We start from the raw sequence: 20,413 nt of genomic DNA, 5'->3' as shown, positions 1-20,413 counted from the left end.
GGACGTCGTGGCCTGCCTGCGCGATGCCGGTCTCGACATCGCCGAAGTGGTCAAGTCGAAAGGCGATCTGGCAAAAGTGCAGGCGCAGTTCAATGCCTGGGCCGAGGAGACCGGGCTCCCCTACACATATCTGTCACGCATCTGCGCGCTGTCCGTCGGCGAGAACAGAAGCGAGTAGCGAATTCGGCTCTTGGAATTTGGCTCTTGGATTCGGCTCTGGGGATGCCGAATCATGTGCGTCCTGTGGCGATCTCGTGCCGCAAGCGCGGCAGGGCGCAACCCGTGATCACGAAATGTATTTTTCGGGAACATTTGTGCGGAGCACCTGTTCGGGAGATAGGCCAGGCGAACATCGGCGCAGGGAACGCCCGGTCTGGCTCAGCTCAATGAAACCGACGTGACAGAAACGGAGCAGCTCATGAAGCTCACATCCGAACAGGTGAAGCAGACCGTCAACCAGCTCGGCGCTCAGGTGCTGCCCGACGAGCATCCCGCCATGCCGCAGCTCAACAGCATGTTCGGCGAACACACTTTCTTCGTCGATGAGACAGGGCTGAAGGTCGTCGAGCCCACGGCGCCCCCCGGCACCGAGCGCCAGAGCGGCGAAGTCGTCAGCCTCGCCGATTGGGGCGATTCCGAGCTGACACGCCTGATGGCGCACGAGCCCGAGCCGACCGGCGTGATCGTCGTGTTCGAGCACGTGAGGCATTGATCGGGCCCAGGGGATCGACCTTCGGTGGCGAGTCTGAAAACCCGCCACCGTAGATTCGCGTGGCGAGCGCGCTCTACGTGGCTGTCTGCGTCCGCGGAAAGCCCGTCAGTTTGGTTCAGATGCCGAGAGTCAGTTGCGGCGGCTCCGCATCGTCCCCGGCCTGGAGGGAAGACAGCGAGACTCCTAGGAGCCTGACGCTCTTCGGCAGCGGCATCTCGCCTTCGAGCAGACCGCAAGCCAGCCGCTCAAGATCGTCCCGGCCTGCAACCGGCGAAAGAGCGGACCTGCTGCGCGTGATGATCTCGAAATCGGCAAACTTGATCTTCAAGGTGACGGTGCGGCCGCGGCTGCCCGTCGCCTCGCAATGGCGCCACACCTTGTCGACGAGCGGCTTGAGCTCGGCGACCAGCGTGTCGAATTCGGTGAGATCGCTTGAGAACGTGGTCTCCGCGCCGATGGACTTGCGGACCCGGTTGGCCCGGACCGGCCGTTCGTCGACACCGCGCGAGATCCAGTAGTAATAGGCGCCCGACTTGCCGAAATTCGCATTCATGAACTCCAGCGTCTGACGACGAATATCGAGACCGGTGAACATGCCGAGCGCGTTCATCTTCGCGCCCGTGGCCGGGCCTATCCCATGGAATTTGCCGACGGGCAGCGTCTCGACGAAGGCGGGTCCCATCTCCGGTGAGATCACGAACTGACCGTTGGGCTTGCGATGATCGGAGGCGAGCTTGGCCAGGAACTTGTTGTAGGAGATGCCGGCCGACGCGTTGAGACCCGTCTCGGCCTTGATCCTCTCGCGGATCTTGAGTGCAATGTCGCGTGCCAGCGGAATGCCTTGCAGGTTTTCGGTCACGTCGAGATAGGCCTCGTCGAGCGACAACGGCTCGATGATGGCGGTATGCTCCGCGAAGATGTCGCGGATCTGCCTGGAGATCGCCTTGTAGACCTCGAAGCGCGGCTTGACGAAGATCAGATCGGGACATTGTCGCTTCGCCGTCACGGACGGCATGGCGGAGCGAACGCCGAACTCGCGGGCCTCATAGCTGGCGGCGGCGACGACGCCACGTTCCGCGGAGCCTCCGACCGCGACCGGCTTTCCGCGCAGCTCCGGATGATCGCGTTGTTCCACGGACGCGTAGAAGGCATCCATGTCGATATGGATGATCTTGCGGACGGGCGAGGTCTCGCCGGTCACCGTGTCGGATTCGCTCATGGCAAGATGATACAATTGAGCGATGAGAAGCGCGAGGTGATGTGATTCAGCGGTCGACACAGGCTGGCCGCCGCTGCGGGATGTACCAGTCCATCAAAAAGCAATCTCAGGCTTGTGAGTGGCAAGCATGGGCATGCGCTCTAATATGAGCCGCCGGAGGACAGTCCATGCAATACAGCTCCGAACTCATTCGAACCATGCGTCAGGCGCTGGAGGCCGTGATGGCGAGCGTGCCGCCCGATCAGTCGGTCTTCGGTCTGAAAGCGGCCGTAGCCGAATGCATCCTGAAGGCGGCCGCACACGGCCAGACGTCGTACGACGGACTGGTCACGTCGGCTTCCGACCAGGTCCAGGCGATCATCTCGATGCTGAATTGAGCTTGCGCTGAGCCGGCGATGACTTGAGCGCGGGCGGTAACAAGGCCACTCGGGTGGGGGCTCCAGCGCGGACTGGAAGAGACTGGCGCACCCGACACGATTCGAACGTGTGACCTTTGCCTTCGGAGGGCAACGCTCTATCCAGCTGAGCTACGGGTGCTAGTCGAGGTTCATTTAGCCGATTGGCGGGGGCCGGGCAACCGCTTCCGCCGTCTCCTGCCAGGCTGATTCGGGCTAGGCTGATTTTCTGGCGACGCGGCCCGGAACCGGCACGCCGTCCCGCCCGAGCTTGGCGAACTCGGCGAGCAGCCGTTCGGCGCAGATGATCCGGTTGCGGCCGAGCCGTTTGGCCGCATAGAGCGCCTCGTCGGCCGCGGCCAGCAGACGGTCGGGGCTGCCGTCGGTTTCGCCGGGAATGTGGCTGGCGACGCCGACGCTGAGGGTGACGTGGTCACCGGCCCCGGTGGCGCCATGGGTGATCCGCAAGGCCATCACAGCGCAGCGGATTTCGTCGGCGATGGCGCAGGCGGCGTCGCAATCCATGTCCGGGAGGATCAGCGCGAATTCCTCGCCGCCATAACGGCTGGCGAGATCGAGCGGGCGCACGGCATGCCGGCTGACGACGGACGCGACCGCGCGCAGGCACTCGTCGCCGCTCTGGTGGCCGTGGCGATCGTTGAACAGCTTGAAATGATCGACATCGACGAACAGCAGCGCCACCGGCTTCTGCGTCCGCTGGGCGCGGGCCCATTCGCTCATCAGCATCTGGTCGAACGCGCGGCGGTTCGACAGGCCGGTCAGCCCGTCCTTGCTGGCAAGCTCCTTCAGGGCCATCTCGGCGCGCTTCTGGTCGGTAAGGTCGCGCAAAGTCTCCACCACCGCGATCAGATGGCCGGCCTCGTCGTGGATGGGGCCGGCGTCGATGGCGAGATAGAGCTGGCTGCCGAGCTTCGGCATCACGCACCAGTTCTCGGCGCTGAAGCCGAGCCCGTTATGGCCGCGCGCGGCATATTCCGAATAGAACTCCGGCAGCTGTTCCGGGCGGTCGAGCGCGACGAGGTCGGCGAGGCAAGGGCGCCTGGTCTCGTAGAAGGCCTGCCAGTGTTTATTGGTGCCGATCACCTCGGAGGCGGCAACGCCGGTCAGCCGCTCGCAGGCTCTGTTCCAGATCACGACGCGGCGTTTCGGGTCGACCACGAAGGTCGGCACCACCAGATGCTGCATCAGCCGCACGGCGTAGGAATCCGCAACGTCGACCGTCTTGGCTGACGTTTTCCCCGGCTTCGCCATGTCAGGCCACCGCCGCCACCGGCAAGGCATGGTTTGGGCCGAACAGCTTTCGCACTTCGCTGGCCGGCTTCGGTCTGCTGAAGAGATAGCCCTGCATCTCCGTGCAGCCGAGCGCGCGCAGCATCTCGCGCTGCGCCTCGGTTTCGACGCCCTCCGCGACCGTGGTCATGTTGCTGGCGGCGGCGATGTTCACCACCGCCTGCACGATCACGGGCGCGCCGCTCGTCTCGGCGATATCAGCGACGAAGCAGCGGTCGATCTTGATCTTGTCGAACGGGAAGCGCTTGAGATAGCTGAGCGAGGAGTAGCCGGTGCCGAAATCGTCGAGCGCGATGCGCACCCCGATGGCGCGGAGCTGGTGCAGGATCCAGAGCGCCGCCTCGTCGTCGCGGATCAGCACGGCCTCGGTGATCTCGAGCTCGAGCCGGCACGGGGCAAGTCCGGAATCCGCGAGCGCGCCGGCGATCCGCAGTGCCAGCGTCTCGCATTTGAGCTGCACCGGCGAGACGTTGACCGCGACACGCACATGCGCCGGCCAGGTCGCGGCCTCGTTGCAGGCCATGCGCAGCACCCAGTCGCCGAGCTCGTTGATCAAGCCGGTGTCCTCGGCAATCGGGATGAACTCCGCCGGCGACACCATGCCGCGCTCGGGATGCCGCCAGCGCAGCAGCGCCTCGCATCCCGAGACTTCGTTGGTGCGCAGGTCGACCAGCGGCTGATAGTGGATCTCGAAACCGCCGTTCACCAGGGCTTGGCGCAGATCCTGCTCCAGGCTCAGGCGCGCCTTGGCGCTCGCATCCATCTCCGGCTCGAAGAAACGGTGAGTGCGGCGTCCTTCGGCCTTGGCGCCGTACATCGCGAGATCGGCATTCTTGATGAGCTGGTCGAGATCGGTGCCGTCCTGCGGTGCCATGGCGATGCCGATGCTGGCGTCGGTGGAGAGCTGATGGCCGAAGCAATGATAGGGCCGGCGGATCGCCTCGAAGATCCGCGTCACGAATGACACCACGTCGGCGGATGATTTGATCCCGGTCTGGATCACCGCGAATTCGTCGCCGCCGAGCCGCGCGATCAGGTCGCCCGGTCCGAGGCAGCTGCGGATGCGGGCCGCGATTCCCTTCAACAGCTCGTCGCCGACGTGATGACCGAGCGAATCGTTGATGCCCTTGAACTCGTCGACGTCGATATAGAGCAGCGCAAACTGGCTGCCGCCGCCGACCTTCTCCAGTTCGCGCTCGATCTGCTCGCGGAACAGCGCCCGGTTGGGCAGGTCGGTCAGCGCATCGTAATGCGCCATATGCGCGATCTTCTCGTCGGCGCGCCGCCGTTCGGTGACATCTTCGACGACGTTGATGAGGTAACGCGGCTCGCCGGATTCGTCGCGGATTCCGATCCGGGTCGAGGTGATGTAGCGCATCCCCTTGGCCTGGCTCTGCCAGGCATGCTCGTCCTTGAACAATCTCTCGCCCGACTTCAGCGCCTTGCTGTCATCGTCGGTGACGACTCGGGCGGAGGCATCCGGGTATATGTCGAAGGGAGTCTTGCCAACGATGTTTTCACTCGATTGGCCGAATTGCTCTTCGGCGGTCCGGTTGACCAGCAGATATTGCCGCGTTTGAGCATCCTTCACGGTGATCTGCGACGGGATGTGGTCGATGATCTCGCGCAGGAACATGTAGTTGCGGTCGCGTTCCTGCTCCAGCTTGCGCCGCTCGGTGATGTCTTCGATCGTGGCCACCCATCCGCCCTGCGCGAGCGGAGTGTTGATGACCTGGAAAGCTCGGCCACTCGGCAAGTGATGGCTTCTCGTGGAGACCGTGCCCTCCGCGACGATCCTCATGACGTCGGCGCAAAATGCCTCGACATCGCCTTCGAACGCGCCGCGCTCCTTGCGATGATACATCGCCTCGCGGATGTGACAGCCGGGCTTGATGACATCGTGAGAGAGGCCGAACATATCGGCGTAGCGGCGGTTGCAGGTGACGATGTATCCGGCGGCATCGTACAGGATCAACCCTTGCGACATGTTGTTCAAGGCGGTGTCGAGCCGCCCGCGCTCCGCTTCCAGCCGTTGCTGCGCCTCACGGTTCTGCCGGTTGATCTGGCGAACGATCAGGAACAGGATCAGCGCAATCACGGTGGCCGAAAGCGCAGCGGTGGTGACCATGAAACCGGTCTGCTGCCGCCAGTCGGCCAGCGCGGCTCTCGTGGTGTTGGTCGCGACGATGACCAGCGGGAAGTGCGACAGCGAGGCCCCGGAGCCGAGGCGCTCGTCGCCGTCGATCGGGCCCCTGACGCGCAGGGTGTGCCGGCCACCTTCGGCCAGCATCTTGCGCATCAGCGGTGCGTCCTTGAAGTCCCTGCCGATCAGCTCTTCGACATGCGGGTAACGCGACAGCATCTTGCCATTGCGGTCGAACAGCGAGATCGCCGTGCCCTCCGCAAGCGCAACGGACGCGAAATAGTTCTGGTAGCTGTCCGGATCGATCCGGCGGACCATCGTGCCGAAGAAGCTGCCGTCCGCGCCGCTCAGCCGACGCGCGACAATCGTGGTCCATTTTCCGATGATGAAGCTGCGGACCGACTCCAGCGCCACCGGTTCGGCCATCGGATTCGATTTGAAGGTCTGAAAATAGGCGCGTGAGGAGATGTTGATCTTGGGCAGCGGCTGGGGCCGCGACCAGTTGATCAGTTCGCCGTCGGCATCGTAGATCGCGATGTCGCCGAGGTAGGACACCGGGCCGATCTTGCTCCGCAGCATCTGGTTCGTCGCGGGTCCGGACATGCGCTCGCGGAACATCGCGGCCGAACTGATCTCCGGCAGATTCATCTGCCCGATCACATCGGCGGCGACGATGTCGGAATCTTCAAATTGCTGATCGAAGTGCCGCGCGATCAGCTGCACCGTATTTTCCAGCTCGCGTTCGCGGTTGGTCAGGGTACGTTCGCGAAATTCGCCGACGGCCATGGCGGTCACCGCGAAGATCCCCGCGACCAGCAACACGCCGCACAAAGTGAGCCACAGCACCGGTCCGCGCCGAATGGCTGCCTCCCAGCCGTGCTTCGCGGCTAGGAACATTCCGGCTGCAATTCCTGCAAAGACCTGGCGCATTCCCCCTCCCTGGAGGGACAGGAATACAGCACACAAATGGCGTAAAGCTTAGGAAAGCCAGTTACCTGAGCGTTAATCTCGTTGCGTGATCGCAGTCGTGTCCAGCGAGCCGCCGCGCTGCATCATGAATCGCGCGTTAATGCGAGCTGCCCGCGCTCTTGTCGCTGCCGAGATTACGCAGCCGCCCGACCACGCCCGTCGGAAAGAAGTAGACGCTGGCGATGAAGAGCAGCCCGAGCCACAGCAGCCATCGGTCGGGATGCAACAGTCCGGGCAGCAGCGGCAGGCCGGCTTCCGACGCCGCCTTGGAGGCGACGCCCATCAGCGACTGCAGATAGTTCTGGGCGAGGATGAAGATGGTGGCGCCGATGATCGCGCCGTAGATCGTGCCCATGCCGCCGATCACGACCATCAGCAGGATGTCCAGCATGATCGAGAAGCTGAGCGAGGTATCGGGGCCGGCATAGCGCAGCCACAGTGCATTAAGAATGCCGGCGCCGGCGGCGACCAGTGCGGCGATGCAGTTGGCGTAGCTCAGGTGGAAGACGGTGCGGAAGCCGAGCGCCTCGGCGCGGAAGCGATTTTCGCGGATCGCCTGCAGCACGCGCCCGAACGGCGAGTTCACCACCCGCAGCAAAGCGAGGATCATCAGGGCCGAGACGGCGAACACCAGATAGTACGTCAGGATGCGGCCGTTGAACTCGAATCCGAGCACGTTCTTGGAGATCAGCACCGTGCCGGGCCTGAGCAGCTCGGGCAGCTGAAAGCTGCGTCCGTCCTCGCCGCCTGTCAGCCAGGACAGCTGCGAGGCCAGCACCTGGAAGGCGGATGCGACCGCGAGCGTGATCATGGCAAAGAAGATCGCAGCCACCCGCAGCGAGAACAGCCCGATCGCAAGCGCAAGCAGCGCGGCAAGCGGCAGGCCGACCACGATGCCGGTTGCAACCGCACCCCAATTCGGGCCCATCCCGTACAGCGCGATCGCGATCGCGTAGCTGCCGATCCCGTAGAACATGGTGTGTGCGAACGACACCGAGCCGGTATAGCCGAGCAGCAAATCGTAGGAGGCGACCAGCGCGGCGAAGACGCAGATCTTGGCCGCGACGTTCAGCGCCTTCGCCCCGGGAAACAGGAACGGCATCGCCACCAGCGCCAGGATGATGACGAGGAGAACGAGCGTGAGCACGCGGCTGCGCGGCGGATCGCCTGACAGGATCATCATCGGCTGGTCACCGCATAGAGGCCGCGCGGCCGCCACATCAGAATGGCGACCATCAGCAGGATGTTGGAGACGAGGGCGAGCTTCGGCACCAGGAAGCCGCCGTAATTGGCAATCATCGCCACCAGGATCGCGCCGATGAAGCAGCCGCCGATCGAGCCGAGGCCGCCGATGATGACGACGATGAAGATCAAGACGGTGAGGTCGTCGCTCATGGAGGCGTGGACCTGCTCGCGATACAGCGCCCACATCACGCCGCCGAGGCCGGCCAACGCTGATCCCGTCATGAACACGCCGAGGAACAGGCGGCGAATGCGATAGCCGAGCGCCTCGACCATCTCGCGGTTCTCGACGCCGGCGCGGATCAGAAGCCCGAGCTTGGTTCGGTTGAGCACGAGCTGAATCGCGATGAAGACGGCAAGGCCGATCAGCGTCGCCAGCACGCGGTATTTCGCGATCGCGACGTCGCCGAGGATGAAGGAACCGCGCAGCGACGTCGGCAGCGGCGTCGGGATGATCTGCGGCCCCCACACCGCATAGAGCGTCTGCTCGGCGACGATCAGGCCGCCCGTCGTCATCAGGATCTGCTTCAGATGCTGGCCGTAGACGGGCAGGATCAGCACCCGCTCGACGATCAGGCCGAGCGCGCCGGACACCGCCATCGACAGCAATGCCGCCGGCGCCAGCACCGCGAGATTCATCCACAGCGAATCCGCCTGAAGGGAGGCCGCGAACGGCGCCAGCACCAGGGTCGCGACATAGGCCCCGACCGCGATGAAGGCGCCATGCCCGAAATTGAGCACGTCCATCAGGCCGAACACGAGCGTGAGGCCGGAGGCCATGATGAAGATCATCATGCCCATCGCGAGGCTCGCGGCCGTCAGCGTCAGCCAGGTGCTGGGCGAGCCGATCAGCGGAATCATCACCAGGGCGACCGCGATCGGCAGCAGGATCGGCGCGATGTCACGCTTGGGCTTCGGCAGCGGATCGGTTGCGGCGAGCTCGGTCATTGATGCGTCTCCAGGCTCAGGCCGAGCAGTCGCTCCTGCAGCGGCACGTCGGCCGCCAAGGCCGCCATCTCGCCGCGATGGACGATGGTGCCGTTGTCCATCACCAGCACGTCGTCGCCGAGCTCGCGGGCCGCAAAGAAATTCTGCTCGACCATCAGGATGGTAGCGCCCTTGCGCTTGATCTCCTTCAGACACTCGATCAGCGCCATCACGATCGCGGGCGCCAGCCCCTTGGTCGGCTCGTCGATCAGCAGGAGCTTGCGCGGTTCGATGATGGCGCGGGCAATCGACAACATCTGCTTCTGTCCGCCCGAGAGACTTCCCGCGCGCGACAGCCAGAACCGGCGCAGCGCGGGGAAGAAGCCGAAGATCCAGTCGAGCTGGGTGTCCTCGAGCGGCCCGTCGCGCGCCGCCAGCACCAGATTTTCCTTCACCGTGAGATCCGAAAACACCGCCATGCTCTCCGGCACGTAGCCGACGCCGAGCCGCGCGATGTCGGGCGTCGCGCGGCTCTCGATGCGCTCGCCGGCGAGTCTGATCTCGCCGGAGGAGGCCTGCCAGAGGCCCATGATGGTGCGCAACGTCGTGGTCTTGCCGGCGCCGTTGCGGCCGAGCAGCATCGTTGTCTGCCCCTGCGCGACAGCGAGATCGATGCCCTGGAGGATGTGATAGCGGCCGATATGAGTGTGCACACCGGAGAGCTTCAACAGATCGGTCATGCTGCGCTCCCTCCAACTTTATTGGGCGCGACGCCGAGATAGGCTTCCTGCACGATCGGTGATGCGATCACCTCGGCCGGAGGGCCGTCCGCAACAAGCTGCCCGTTATGCAGCACGATGATGCGGTCGGCGAGCGATCGCACCACGTCCATCTTGTGCTCGACGAGGAGGATGATCCTGCTCTTGTCCTGCTTGAGCTGCGCGATCAGGTTCAGCACGACCGGCACCTCGTCGATGCTCATGCCTGCGGTCGGCTCGTCGAACATGAACACCTTTGGTTCGAGCGCCATCATCAGCGCGACCTCGAGCTTGCGTTGGTCGCCATGCGACAGTGCGGTGGCGGCGACGCCGCGGCGGCCGCCGAGCGCGACCTGATCCAGGATCGTATCGGCGCGCGCAATCAGATCACGGCGGACCATCCAGGGCCGCAGCATGTCGTAGTGAGTGCCGTCAGCGGCCTGCACGGCGAGGCGGACGTTTTCCTCCACCGATAGATTCGGAAAGAGGTTGGTGAGCTGGAAGGCGCGCCCCAGGCCCGCGCGCGTCCGCATCGGCGCGGAATGCTGGGTGATGTCGGTGCCGTCGAATAGAATGCTGCCGCTCGATGCGCGGAGCTGGCCAGAGATCAGGTTGAAATAAGTGGTCTTGCCGGCGCCGTTCGGGCCGACGATGGCGGTGAGCTCGCCCGGCCGGAAGCTGCAGGTGACGTTGTTGACCGCGACATGGCCGCCGAAGCGGATGGTGAGGTCGCGGGTTTCGAGGGAGAGCGTCATCGAAACTTTCGATCGGGTTTGGTTGGAAGTGTATCCGCGATCACGCTGCGCCCCCTCCCTCGCTTGCGGGGGAGGGCTGGGGAGAGGGTGCCTCCTCAGGCGAGAACCCCCAAGAGGACAGCGCCCTCTCCCGGCCTCCCCCGCAAGCGGGGGAGGTGAAGGAAGAAAGATCAGCGCTTGTTCTTGATCGGAACGTCCATGTCCTCGATCTTCAGCTCGCGCACCGGCTCGAGCACGGCCCAGGCGACATTCGGATCGACCCTGACCTTGAAGTGATACATGCTCTGGAGCGCCTGATGGTCTTCCTTGCGGAACATCATCTTGCCCTTCGGCGTGTCGAACTCCAGGCCTTCCATGGCCGTGATCAGCTTCTCGGTGTCGGTCGACTTCGCCTTGGTGACGGCGGCCACGACAGACATCGCGGCGGCGAAACCGCCCGCGGTGAAGAAGTCCGGCGGCGCGTTGAAGCGCTTCTGGTGTTCGGCGACCAGCCAGTCGTTCACCGGGTTCTTCGGGATCGAATAGAAATAATAGGTCGCGCCTTCCATGCCGGGCAGGCCCTTATAGGCGGCGAGCGCCGGCAGGATGTTGCCGCCGGTGGACAGCTCGATGCCGTAGCGCTTCGGATCCATGTCCTGGAGTTTCGCCAGCGGATTGCCGGCGCCGGCCCAGATCACCCAGATCACCTTGCGGCCCGGCTTGTCCTTTAGCGCGTCGAACAGGCGCTGGCCGACCGCGGTGAAGTCGGTGGTCGAGGTCGGGGCATATTCTTCGGCGGCGAGCGTCGCGCCGGTCTTGCCGAGCGCCTCCTTGAAGGCGGCGACGCCGTCGCGGCCGAAGGCGTAGTCCTGCGCCAGCGTTGCGACGGTGACGCCCTGCTTGCCGATCGCGACCGCGTTCGAGATCGCGTCTTGCGACGAGTTGCGCGCCGTGCGGAAGATGTAGCGATTCCACTTCTCGCCGGTAATCTGATCCGCGACCGCGGGCTCCACGATCAGGATCTTCTTGTTCTCCTCGGCGACCGGCAGGATCGCGAGTGCCGCGGCCGACGAGGTCGTGCCGATCGCGATGTCGGCCTTGTCGTCCTGATAGGCTTCCGCGAGCGCGGCCTTGGAGAGATCGGGCTTGCCCTGGTCGTCCTTGGTGATGATGACGATCTTGCGCCCGTCGAGCGTCATGGTGCCCTTGGTGGCGTATTCAAAACCCATCTGCAGGCCGGTCTCGGTCTGCTTGGCATAGGCTTCGAGCGGGCCGGTCTTGCCATAGATCAGCGCGACCTTGAGATCGTCGGCCTGTGCGGAGGTGCCCGCGGCGAGGGCGAGGATGGTGGTTGCCATGACGAGTGATCGACGCACGGTGGTCCCTCCTGATGAAATGCTTTGGTCATAGCGATTTGCACAACCGTGCGGACATTGCAATTCCACCTTCCGGCGGACCACGCGACCGGCATGTGTGACATTGTCCCGGCCCGGCCGCGCCGGATCGCTTCCGCCGAAGAAATCGGCAGATGCAATTGTTGACCTCACCCCCGGAACGGGCTGCTCAGGCTTTGCAAAGTAACCAAAGGCGCGGGGTTACCGCCGGTATCCGTTCGCCCTGGAATAGCCCTGCCGGTTCTGTTGCGTCGAGCGGTTTGTGACACTGGCGCGTGCTTCGCTGGAGATCGGCGTTGCGAGCTTCAGCTCCTCCAGGAAGATCGGCCGGGAGAAATAATAGCCCTGCGCGTAGCGGATCTTGGTCGCAGCCTGCAGGTAGGCGAGCTCCTCGTAGGATTCGATGCCTTCGGCGATCACGGTCATGCCGAGCGCTTCGCTCAGGGATTCGATCGCGCGCAGGATTCCCTGGTTGCGTGGGCGCTTATGGATATCGGTAATGAAGGAGCGGTCGATCTTGATCTCGTCCGCGGTGATGTCGGCCAGCGCCGACAGTGAGGAATAGCCGGTGCCGAAATCGTCGATCGAGATGGCGACGCCGAGCTTGCGGAACATCGGCAGGATCTCGGCCTGGAAATGATTCTTGGCGACGAAGGCGTCTTCCGTAACCTCGATCATGAAGCGCTGCGGAAAGCTGGTGTCGTCGAGCGCCTGGGCAAAGCTGCGCATGAATTCGGGGTTGCCGGCCTGCTTGGCCGCGACGTTGATGCTGATGGTCGCTTCCGCACCGAACGTCTCGTTGATCAGGTCGATTGACTTGACGATCTCGGCGAGCACGAGATGGGTCAGCTCGTCGATCAGCCCGAGTTCGGTGGCAAGATTGATGAACGAGCCCGGCGCCTGGATCACGCCCTCGTCGTCGCGCAGCCGAACCAGGGCCTCGATGCCCTTCACCTCCTGCGTGCGGATGTCGACCTTGGACTGGAAGGCGCAGCAGAAGCGCTTCTCCAGGATGGCCTGCCGCAGCGACTGCTCGATTTTCATCCGCGCCAGCGCCTCGCGCTCCATGCTGGAGTCGAAGAAGGCCGCCGATCCCTTGCCGTCGTTCTTGATGCGGTACATCGCGATGTCGGCGTTCTGGCGCAGTGTCTCGAAGCTGCTTCCGTGATCGGGGTACAGGCTGATGCCGACGGAGGTTGAGGCGAACACTTCCGAATTGTCGATGAAGAACGGCGCCGTCAGCCGCTCCAGCGTCGATTGCATGAATTCGGCGACTTCCTCCTGATTCTTGATCGGCGACAGCAGCAGCAGAAATTCGTCGCCGGAGATGCGCGACAGCATGTCCGAATCGCGCAGGCCGCGTCCAAGCCGCTTCGACAGTTCGACCAGCAGGGCATCGCCCACGGTGTGACCGTAATAGTCGTTGATGTGCTTGAAATTGTCGACGTCGAGAAAGGCGAGCGCAAAGCGCTCGCCGGCGCGACCCTGCGCGAGCAGGCTGGTGGCGCGATGTTCGATCACCCGCCGCGAGGGCAGGCCGGTCAGCTCGTCGAAATAGGCCGAGCGGAACAGCTGGTCCTCGAAATTCTTCTGCTCGGTGATGTCGGAGGAGGCCGAGATCAGCAGCTCACGTCCGTCAAGGCGGATCGGACGATGGGTGGTCAGCAGCACCTGGCGTGCGGCTCCGTCGTGGAGCGCTTCCTCGGCGACCACCGCCTGACCGGAGCTCAGGGCCTGCCGGCAGGCTTTCTGGCGCGGCGCGAGATCGCGCGAGGGGCGGCTGCCGTCCATGCCGAGCTGGGCGGCCGCGACATCGTTGACCAGGAGAAGTTCGCCTTGCGCATCCTGCACGGTCAGGCCGGCAGGCAGCATTCTAACGATTTCCTTGAGGAATCCGAGTTCGGCTTCGCTCGCGCCGGAATATTTGTTGTCGTTCATAGAAGTCATGAATCTTGTTGTTTCAGCGCGCCTTTGCAATGGGCGCGATCTTGCGCGGTTCCCTCTTAAGTTTGGTTAAGGGGCCCGGAGAATTACGGTGGTGTTTTGCGGCGATGCGACGCGCGCAGCCCATCGTCATTAACGGGGCGTCAACGCGTCCGGCGAAACCGCGAACGACGCACGCGAACGGATTTCGTTTGCGCCGTGTCTAACCGTCCTTGGGGATACGGCATTGCATGGTGCAATGAAGTCCGGTCCTGAGATAGGAGACCTCCGTCTTGCCGTCGAAGGCCGACAGCGCCGACTTCAACAGCTTGGTGCCGAAACCCGGCTCGGAGATCTTGTCGACACTCGGGCCCTCGGTTTCATCCCAGGTCACGGTCAGACGGTCGTCGCTGACGGTCCATGACACCTGCAACAACCCGCGCGGCGCGGAGAACGCGCCATATTTCCCCGCGTTGGTGGCGAGCTCGTGAAACATCAGGGACAGCGTGACCGCAAGCTTCGGCGGCAGGAACAGCCGGTCGCCGTTGAGCGTGAAGCGGACATGGCCGTAAGGGCCGAGCTCGGAGATCAGCAGGTCGCGGATGTCGCAGCCGGCCTTGTCGATCCGCGAAATCAAATCGTCGGTCGCTGCAAGCGACCGCAGCCGCGGATCGATCCGGGCCCAGATTTGCGGCTGATCGTGCAGCACCTGATGCAGCACGGCATGCACTGTCGACAGCTTGTTCTTCAGCCGGTGCTGGAGTTCGTCGACCAGCAGCTTGCGGTAGTCTTCTTCCTCGATCAGGCGCCTGGAAATCCGGCGCTGCTCGACGAGTAGCGAGCGATAGTGCTCGACGCCCCAGATGGTGAGCGCGCAGACCGCCCAATAGAGTGCCAGCAGGGCGAATCGCGCGTTATCGGCAAGCGCATCGCCAAAGTTCACGACGACGCCGAGCACACCGCCGACCAGCGCCGTGATGATGCCGATGCGGAAGCCGCCGAACGCGGCCGCAAAGAACACGGCCGGGAAATACGGCGTGAAATAGACGTCGGGCCGCACATGGGCGAGAGCCCAGCGCGCCAGCGTCGCAACCAGCAGGCAGGCGACCGCAAACGCAAGGCTGAGGCCGAGCGATGGCGGTGCCACGCCCTGCCAGCCCTTGCGGAATTCGTCGATCAGCTTCGCCATGCGCAGTCCGGTCGCGATATGCGTTCGACAATCGAGCGGTCGCCAGGAATGTTACGCATGTCGCCGGCCCCAAGCAAAGCTTGCCTTGTCGGAAGCCGGCAGGAATAGTGCCTGCTGCGGCGCCGACCGTCGCGGCGCCGTCGTCGATCGGTGTCCGCCATTTGGCGTCAAGGGGTTCGAAAACAGGGACATTCCATGGGCAGGCTGGATGGCAAGGTCGCGGTGATCACGGGCGCGACGAGCGGGATCGGGTTGCGGACTGCAGAAGTCTTCGTTGCCGAAGGTGCCAAAATTGTGATCGCGGGGCGGCGTGTACCGGAAGGCGAGGCGCTGGCGAAGCAGCTCGGGTCGAATTGCGTCTTCCGCCAGACGGATGTGACGGCGGAAGCGCAGATGCAGGCGCTGATCGCGCTCGCGATCGAAAAATTCGGCCGCATCGACTGCCTGTTCAACAATGCCGGCGGCCCGGCGCAGACCGGCGGCATCGAAGGCCTCGAGGTCGAGCGCTTCGATGCGGCGATGGCGACCCTGCTGCGCAGCGTCATGCTCGGCATGAAACACGCCGCACCCCACATGAAGAAGCAGGGATTTGGCAGCATCATCAACAATGGCAGCATCGCCGGCCGTCTCGCCGGCTTCTCGTCCTCGATGGTCTATGGTGCGGCCAAGGCGGCGGTGATCCATCTCACCAAATGCGTGGCGATGGAGCTCGGCGAATCCAATGTCCGCGTCAACTCGATCTCGCCCGGCGCCATCGCGACCGGCATTTTCGGCAAGGCGCTCGGGCTTTCGACCGAGGCGGCGGAGAAGACGCAGGCGGTGATGCGCGAGATCTACAAGACCGCGCAGCCAATCCCGCGCGCCGGGCTTCCCGATGACATCGCCCATGCAGCGGTGTTCCTGGCCAGCGACGAATCCAGCTTCATCAACGGCCATGACCTCGTCATCGACGGCGCGATGACCGGCGGCCGCAACTGGAGCCAGCAGCAGCAGGGCTACGTGGCTTTGCGCAAGGCGTTCGATGAGGGGGCCGGATAGTTTCGTCATTGCGAGGAGCGAAGCGACGAAGCAATCCAGGCTGCTTCCGCGGACGCAGTCTGGATTGCTTCGCTTCGCTCGCAATGACGACTGCAATGCTCACACCGCCTTCACCCGCACCCGCAATCCGTCGCGCGGCTTCGGGATCGGCCACATCTGCCAGTCCGGCTTGTAGCCGGGCTCCAGCGATACCTCGATGTTCTGCAAGAAGTGCCGCGCGAAGCATTTGGCCTGCATGTAGGCGAAGTGCAGGCCGAGGCACATATGCGCGCCGCCGCCGAACGGCACCCAGGCGAAGCGGTGGCGGTTGCGCTGGGCCTCCTCGGTGAAACGCAGCGGATCGAAGCGGTCCGGCTCCGGCCAGATGTCCTTCATGTGGTGCGTGTAGAGCGGATTGACGCCGATCGCGGTGCCGGCGGGAATCGAAAAACCCTTGAAGGTGAAATCGCGCATGGCGCGGCGCGGCATCGAGGGCACCGGCGGCTTGATCCGCAGCGCTTCCTTGAACGCCATCTCTGACAGCGGCATCTTTTCGAGATCGTCGAAACTGCTCGGCGCGTCAGGGGCGAGCCCCAGTGCCATGACTTCCGCGCGAAGCTTGTCCTGCCAGCCGGGATTTGCCGCGAGCTCGCCGATGAACGACGTCAGCGACGAGGTCAGCGTGTCGTGCGCCGCCATCATCAGAAAGCTCATGTGGTCGATGATGTCCTGTTCCGAGAGCAGGGCGCCGTCCTCGTGGGTTGCGCGGCAGAGCTGCGAGAACAGGTCATCGCCGCCGTGATTGCCGCGTCGCAGCGGAATCTGCTCGCGGAAATAAGCGACGATGCGCTTGCGCCCCCTGACGCCGGCCGCCATCTGCGTGCCGGGCAGCGGTCGGCGGATCGGGGCGACGGCCGCGGCGACCATATCGATGAAGGCGCGGTTGATCTCGTCGACCTCCGGCCCGATATCGGCGCCGAGAAAGGATGCGGCGGCGAGATCGAGCGTGAGCTGCTTCATCGCCGGATAAAGCTGCATCTCGCCGGGTTTCGCCTTCCACTGCGTGACGCGGGCGGCGATGCCGCGGTCGAGATCGCTCAGATACGACTTCATCGGGCCGGACTTGAACGCGACCGACAGCGCCTTGCGATGCAGCCGGTGCTCCTCGAAATCCAGCAGCATCAATCCGCGCGGGAACAACAGGCCGAGCACCTTGTTCCAGCCATGGGTCGAGGAGAACAGCTTTTGCTGGTCGAACAGCACGAGCTCGTTGGCCTCGGGGCCGAGCAGCACGACATTGGTCTCGCCGAAGAAATGCGTGCGATAGACCAGGCCGTATTTGGCGCCGTTCGACTCGATGTGCCCCTTGGGGTCGGCGAGGACCTGAAAGGTCTTGCCGATGATCGGCCAGCCTTCGTCGCCGGGGATATGTGTCAGCTCGTTGCGCCTGGGCGGAGTGAAGCCGAGCGCAGGGGCGGCCACATTCTGCATCGACATGACGATTGCTCCGGTTGGCTGGACCCGGCCAACATAGCACAATTCGGTGACGATGATTCCGCGCTTACCGCTTCGCCGCTTCCTTCTGCAAATCCGGGGCATTGACGGCCGGAATCGCAACGCGGCCCGCGCCGGTCACCTTCAAAGCCTCGGCGGCCTTCTCGTTTTCCATGATCTTGGCCATCACGGCCTGTCCCGCACGCTCGAAGATCGCGCGGTTCTCGATCACGAATTTTTGCGACTTGCGCAAGCCGTCGATGTAGCCGTTGATCTCGGGCACGACATAGCGCGCGACAAGGTCCCAGCTCCGACGCGTGTTCTCCGGGTTAGCCCAGTCGTGCACGAAGCCGATGACGGCGCCGACGCCGCCGGAGACCTGCATCACGTTCTTGATCATCTTGACGAGGTCGTCGGGCGTGCCGATGACGGAGGCCGCGCCGTCGACGAACGCGGTCTTGTCCACGGCCTCGTCGGGTGAGGCGAACGCGGTGAGGCCCGGCCGCTGCAACGTGCCGACATTATATTCGTTGTGCCAGCGCATCAGCCCGGCGCCGGCCTCGCGACGCGCCTGCTCGCGGGTCTCGGCGATGTGCCAGGTCAGCAGCACGCGCCAATTCGCACGATCGACTTTGGTGCCGTGCTTTTTCGCCGCGTCCTCGGCGAACTGCCATTGCTGCTGCAGCGACATCAGCCCCTGCGTCGTCATCGAACCAAGCGAGATGATGCCAATGCCATATTTGCCGGCGAGCGTCATGCCAGAGGGCGAGATCTGCGAGGCCACCACAAACGGCATCTCTTCCTGCAGCGGCAGGAGCTGCAGCGCGGCGTCGTTCATGGTGAACCAGTCGCTCTTCGCCGTGACGCGCTCGCCATTGAAGAGGCGGCGGATCACGCCGATCGCCTCGTCCTGGCGGTCGCGCTGCGTCATCGGATCGATGCCGAGCGTATGCGCATCGGAGGCGAGCGCGCCGGGACCGGAGCCGAAGATGGCGCGGCCGCCGGTCATGTGGTCGAGCTGCACCATGCGCTGCGCGACGTTGTAGGGATGGTGATAGGGCAGCGACACCACGCCGGTGCCGAGTTTGATCCGCTTGGTGCGCTCGCCGGCCGCAGCCAGGAACATCTCCGGCGAGGCGATCATTTCCCAGCCGGAGGAATGATGCTCGCCGCACCAGAACTCGTCATAGCCGAGTGCATCGAGCTGCTCGACCAGATCGAGATCGCGCCGGAACTGGAGCATCGGATGCTCCCCGATCGGATGATGCGGGGCAAGGAAGGCTCCGAACTTCAGGCGCGCCATGGCGTTCTCTCCAGCTTACATTTTTTGTTTGTTTGTGGCGCGAAGCTACGTGCTGGAGGCAGCGAACGCAATCGCGCGATGTCCCGCACGGCGGAATGCAGCCATGCATGTGTCGTCTCCCTCTCGCGGGCACGCGGAGAGAGGCGGAGCGCGCGAGGATCCTACCTTCGAGGTAATCGCAGCGCCGCATTGGGCCTGCGATGATCGGCAAGGACATCCGAAGGGTCGCGCGCCGATGCACCAAACCGTCACAAAGCAGGTCGATACGTCCCGTCGCTGGTGGGTGCTGGCGATCGTCGTGGCCGCCCAGTTCATGTTCGGCGTCGATGCCTTCGTGGTCAACGTCGCCATTCCGACCATCGCGGTCGAGTTGAAGGCGTCGCCGGCGCAGATCGAATCCGTCATCGCGATCTACCTGATCGCCTATGCCACGCTGGTCGTCACCGGCGGCCGGCTTGGCGACATTCACGGCACCAGGAACGTGTTCCTGGCTGGCCTGCTCGGCTTCACCCTGACGTCGCTGTGGTGCGGACTAGCGCGATCCGGTGCGGAGTTGATCGTGGCGCGGTTGACGCAGGGTGCCTCCGCCGCGCTGATGGTGCCGCAGGTGCTGGCGACGCTGCATCTCCTGTTCACCGATGAACAGCGCAGCCGCGCCTTCGCCATCTACGGCATCGTGCTGGGGCTCGCGGGTGCCGCGGGCTTTCTGCTCGGCGGTCTCCTGGTCACGATTGATCTCGCCGGCACCGGCTGGCGCTCGGTGTTCTTCGTCAATGTGCCGTGCGGTCTCGTCATCGCGGTGGCGGCTTGGCGCATCATGCCCTCAGTGCCGCACCGCGCCGGCACGCGGCTGGATATCACGGGCAGCATCGTCCTGTTTGCCGGATTGCTGTGCATGATCGGTCCGCTGCTGCTCGGTCACGATGTCGGCTGGGCACCGTGGTTGTGGCTGGTGATGGCGATCGGCGCCGTGATCCTCCTGGCGTTCCCGAAACTGGAGCATGCGGTGGCACGCGCCGGCGGCATGCCGCTGATTGATCTCTCCCTGCTGGCGGACGCCGCTTTCCTGCGCGGTCTCGGCGCCGCGTTCTTTTTCTTCTTCGCCAATCTCTCGTTCTATCTGGTCATGACGCTGTTCATGCAGCGAGGGCTGAAAATCCCGCCGCTCGCGGCCGGCATGGCCTTCATTCCGCTCGCGCTCGCTTTCGTCGTGGCCTCGCGCCATAGCGGCGCACGGGCGCGCCATCGCGGCACCAGGGTCTTGATCGAAGGTTGCGCGCTTCAGATCGCGGGCCTCGCGGCGCTTGCGCTTGTCGCGTTCTCTGTCGATGCGCCGTCCGCGCTCCTGCTCGCGCTCACCATGATCGTGTTCGGCTACGGTCAGGGGCTGGTGATGGCGCCGCTCTCCGGCGCGGTGCTCTCGACGGTGAAGCCCGTGGCCGCAGGTTCTGCCTCCGGCATTTACGGCACCACGGCGCAGATTGGAAATGCGGCCGGAGTGGCCGCAATCGGCGCGGTGTTCTTCGCCGTCGAAGCCGTGCAATCAGCGCGCGCAGGATTTCTCGTCTCGCTCGCGCTGTTTGTGACGTTAATCATGATCTGCGCCGCATTCCTGGCGTGGATGCGCCGTGTATCTGCACGAAGTTGAGGCATTGCGGTTAATACGTGCGGATTTCTGCAGGT

16 protein-coding genes, 1 tRNA gene and 1 pseudogene are annotated in these 20,413 nt (G+C 64.2%); 5 read left to right on the top strand and 13 right to left on the bottom strand.

The window, feature by feature from the left end; all coding sequences use genetic code 11:
• Positions 1-178: pseudogene (locus BRA1253DRAFT_RS45325) on the top strand (DNA-3-methyladenine glycosylase I); the annotation flags it as partial.
• Between the two features lie 240 nt (positions 179-418).
• Positions 419-712, top strand: a complete 294-nt coding sequence (locus BRA1253DRAFT_RS22755; RefSeq protein WP_007598221.1) for a hypothetical protein — start codon at positions 419-421, stop codon at positions 710-712.
• Between the two features lie 115 nt (positions 713-827).
• On the opposite strand, the gene dinB is transcribed toward BRA1253DRAFT_RS22755, so the two are convergent.
• Entirely contained in the window at positions 828-1,931 is a 1,104-nt protein-coding gene (gene dinB, locus BRA1253DRAFT_RS22750; RefSeq protein ID WP_007598220.1) for a DNA polymerase IV, read from the bottom strand.
• A 167-nt stretch (positions 1,932-2,098) separates the two neighbouring features.
• Between dinB and BRA1253DRAFT_RS22745 the strand changes: the two genes are divergently transcribed.
• On the top strand, positions 2,099-2,308 hold the full coding sequence (locus BRA1253DRAFT_RS22745) for a hypothetical protein (RefSeq protein WP_007598219.1): 210 nt from the start codon (positions 2,099-2,101) through the stop codon (positions 2,306-2,308).
• Between the two features lie 83 nt (positions 2,309-2,391).
• Here the strand turns inward: BRA1253DRAFT_RS22745 and BRA1253DRAFT_RS22740 are convergent.
• From BRA1253DRAFT_RS22740 to BRA1253DRAFT_RS22695, 10 genes are all read right to left on the bottom strand, one after another.
• Positions 2,392-2,468: transfer RNA gene (locus BRA1253DRAFT_RS22740), tRNA-Arg, on the bottom strand.
• Positions 2,469-2,542: 74 nt separating this feature from the next.
• Positions 2,543-3,598, bottom strand: coding sequence for a diguanylate cyclase (locus tag BRA1253DRAFT_RS22735; protein WP_007598218.1), 1,056 nt, complete (start codon positions 3,596-3,598; stop codon positions 2,543-2,545).
• A 1-nt stretch (position 3,599) separates the two neighbouring features.
• Entirely contained in the window at positions 3,600-6,710 is a 3,111-nt protein-coding gene (locus BRA1253DRAFT_RS22730; protein WP_007598217.1) for an EAL domain-containing protein, read from the bottom strand.
• 136 nt (positions 6,711-6,846) lie between these two features.
• The gene (locus BRA1253DRAFT_RS22725; protein WP_007598213.1) at positions 6,847-7,932 is read right to left on the bottom strand and encodes a branched-chain amino acid ABC transporter permease; all 1,086 of its coding nucleotides are present in this window, start codon (positions 7,930-7,932) and stop codon (positions 6,847-6,849) included.
• The gene (locus BRA1253DRAFT_RS22720) at positions 7,929-8,939 is read right to left on the bottom strand and encodes a branched-chain amino acid ABC transporter permease (RefSeq protein ID WP_007598211.1); all 1,011 of its coding nucleotides are present in this window, start codon (positions 8,937-8,939) and stop codon (positions 7,929-7,931) included. Before BRA1253DRAFT_RS22720 ends, BRA1253DRAFT_RS22725 begins: the two co-directional genes overlap by 4 nt.
• Entirely contained in the window at positions 8,936-9,658 is a 723-nt protein-coding gene (locus BRA1253DRAFT_RS22715) for an ABC transporter ATP-binding protein (RefSeq protein ID WP_007598210.1), read from the bottom strand. The genes BRA1253DRAFT_RS22720 and BRA1253DRAFT_RS22715 overlap by 4 nt, the downstream gene beginning before the upstream one ends.
• Complete coding sequence (locus BRA1253DRAFT_RS22710) at positions 9,655-10,431, bottom strand: ABC transporter ATP-binding protein (protein WP_007598207.1); 777 nt, start codon at positions 10,429-10,431, stop codon at positions 9,655-9,657. The genes BRA1253DRAFT_RS22715 and BRA1253DRAFT_RS22710 overlap by 4 nt, the downstream gene beginning before the upstream one ends.
• A 170-nt stretch (positions 10,432-10,601) precedes the next feature.
• Positions 10,602-11,768 carry a substrate-binding domain-containing protein gene (locus BRA1253DRAFT_RS22705; protein WP_246648586.1) on the bottom strand — a complete coding sequence of 389 codons (1,167 nt, stop codon included), beginning with the start codon at positions 11,766-11,768 and terminating at the stop codon, positions 10,602-10,604.
• Between the two features lie 237 nt (positions 11,769-12,005).
• Positions 12,006-13,742, bottom strand: a complete 1,737-nt coding sequence (locus tag BRA1253DRAFT_RS22700) for a bifunctional diguanylate cyclase/phosphodiesterase (RefSeq protein WP_035993821.1) — start codon at positions 13,740-13,742, stop codon at positions 12,006-12,008.
• Between the two features lie 208 nt (positions 13,743-13,950).
• Complete coding sequence (locus BRA1253DRAFT_RS22695; RefSeq protein WP_007598200.1) at positions 13,951-14,916, bottom strand: sensor histidine kinase; 966 nt, start codon at positions 14,914-14,916, stop codon at positions 13,951-13,953.
• A 195-nt stretch (positions 14,917-15,111) separates the two neighbouring features.
• On the opposite strand from BRA1253DRAFT_RS22695, the gene BRA1253DRAFT_RS22690 reads away from it, so the two are divergent.
• Positions 15,112-15,954, top strand: a complete 843-nt coding sequence (locus tag BRA1253DRAFT_RS22690) for an SDR family NAD(P)-dependent oxidoreductase (RefSeq protein ID WP_007598198.1) — start codon at positions 15,112-15,114, stop codon at positions 15,952-15,954.
• A gap of 99 nt (positions 15,955-16,053) precedes the next feature.
• Here the strand turns inward: BRA1253DRAFT_RS22690 and BRA1253DRAFT_RS22685 are convergent, their stop codons facing one another.
• Positions 16,054-17,430: a cytochrome P450 gene (locus BRA1253DRAFT_RS22685; RefSeq protein ID WP_007598194.1), complete on the bottom strand. Its 1,377-nt coding sequence runs from the start codon at positions 17,428-17,430 to the stop codon at positions 16,054-16,056.
• Between the two features lie 64 nt (positions 17,431-17,494).
• Entirely contained in the window at positions 17,495-18,730 is a 1,236-nt protein-coding gene (locus tag BRA1253DRAFT_RS22680; protein ID WP_007598192.1) for an LLM class flavin-dependent oxidoreductase, read from the bottom strand.
• Positions 18,731-18,965: 235 nt separating this feature from the next.
• On the opposite strand from BRA1253DRAFT_RS22680, the gene BRA1253DRAFT_RS22675 reads away from it, so the two are divergent.
• Positions 18,966-20,378: an MFS transporter gene (locus BRA1253DRAFT_RS22675; RefSeq protein WP_007598190.1), complete on the top strand. Its 1,413-nt coding sequence runs from the start codon at positions 18,966-18,968 to the stop codon at positions 20,376-20,378.
• Positions 20,379-20,413 lie beyond the last annotated feature (35 nt).

Source organism: Bradyrhizobium sp. WSM1253 (assembly GCF_000244935.1).
In the GTDB taxonomy this organism is placed as follows: domain Bacteria; phylum Pseudomonadota; class Alphaproteobacteria; order Rhizobiales; family Xanthobacteraceae; genus Bradyrhizobium; species Bradyrhizobium canariense.
The sequence above is the reverse complement of the archived record's forward strand: the minus strand, read 5'-3'. Positions and strand labels throughout refer to the sequence as shown.

Excerpts from the sequence above, each read along its gene's own strand:
- BRA1253DRAFT_RS22755 (WP_007598221.1), top strand. The coding sequence starts at position 419 with ATGAAGCTCACATCCGAACAGGTGAAGCAGACCGTCAACCAGCTCGGC.
- dinB (WP_007598220.1), bottom strand. The coding sequence starts at position 1,931 with ATGAGCGAATCCGACACGGTGACCGGCGAGACCTCGCCCGTCCGCAAG.
- BRA1253DRAFT_RS22745 (WP_007598219.1), top strand. The coding sequence starts at position 2,099 with ATGCAATACAGCTCCGAACTCATTCGAACCATGCGTCAGGCGCTGGAG.
- BRA1253DRAFT_RS22735 (WP_007598218.1), bottom strand. The coding sequence starts at position 3,598 with ATGGCGAAGCCGGGGAAAACGTCAGCCAAGACGGTCGACGTTGCGGAT.
- BRA1253DRAFT_RS22730 (WP_007598217.1), bottom strand. The coding sequence starts at position 6,710 with ATGCGCCAGGTCTTTGCAGGAATTGCAGCCGGAATGTTCCTAGCCGCG.
- BRA1253DRAFT_RS22725 (WP_007598213.1), bottom strand. The coding sequence starts at position 7,932 with ATGATGATCCTGTCAGGCGATCCGCCGCGCAGCCGCGTGCTCACGCTC.
- BRA1253DRAFT_RS22720 (WP_007598211.1), bottom strand. The coding sequence starts at position 8,939 with ATGACCGAGCTCGCCGCAACCGATCCGCTGCCGAAGCCCAAGCGTGAC.
- BRA1253DRAFT_RS22715 (WP_007598210.1), bottom strand. The coding sequence starts at position 9,658 with ATGACCGATCTGTTGAAGCTCTCCGGTGTGCACACTCATATCGGCCGC.
- BRA1253DRAFT_RS22710 (WP_007598207.1), bottom strand. The coding sequence starts at position 10,431 with ATGACGCTCTCCCTCGAAACCCGCGACCTCACCATCCGCTTCGGCGGC.
- BRA1253DRAFT_RS22705 (WP_246648586.1), bottom strand. The coding sequence starts at position 11,768 with ATGGCAACCACCATCCTCGCCCTCGCCGCGGGCACCTCCGCACAGGCC.
- BRA1253DRAFT_RS22700 (WP_035993821.1), bottom strand. The coding sequence starts at position 13,742 with ATGAACGACAACAAATATTCCGGCGCGAGCGAAGCCGAACTCGGATTC.
- BRA1253DRAFT_RS22695 (WP_007598200.1), bottom strand. The coding sequence starts at position 14,916 with ATGGCGAAGCTGATCGACGAATTCCGCAAGGGCTGGCAGGGCGTGGCA.
- BRA1253DRAFT_RS22690 (WP_007598198.1), top strand. The coding sequence starts at position 15,112 with ATGGGCAGGCTGGATGGCAAGGTCGCGGTGATCACGGGCGCGACGAGC.
- BRA1253DRAFT_RS22685 (WP_007598194.1), bottom strand. The coding sequence starts at position 17,430 with ATGTCGATGCAGAATGTGGCCGCCCCTGCGCTCGGCTTCACTCCGCCC.
- BRA1253DRAFT_RS22680 (WP_007598192.1), bottom strand. The coding sequence starts at position 18,730 with ATGGCGCGCCTGAAGTTCGGAGCCTTCCTTGCCCCGCATCATCCGATC.
- BRA1253DRAFT_RS22675 (WP_007598190.1), top strand. The coding sequence starts at position 18,966 with ATGCACCAAACCGTCACAAAGCAGGTCGATACGTCCCGTCGCTGGTGG.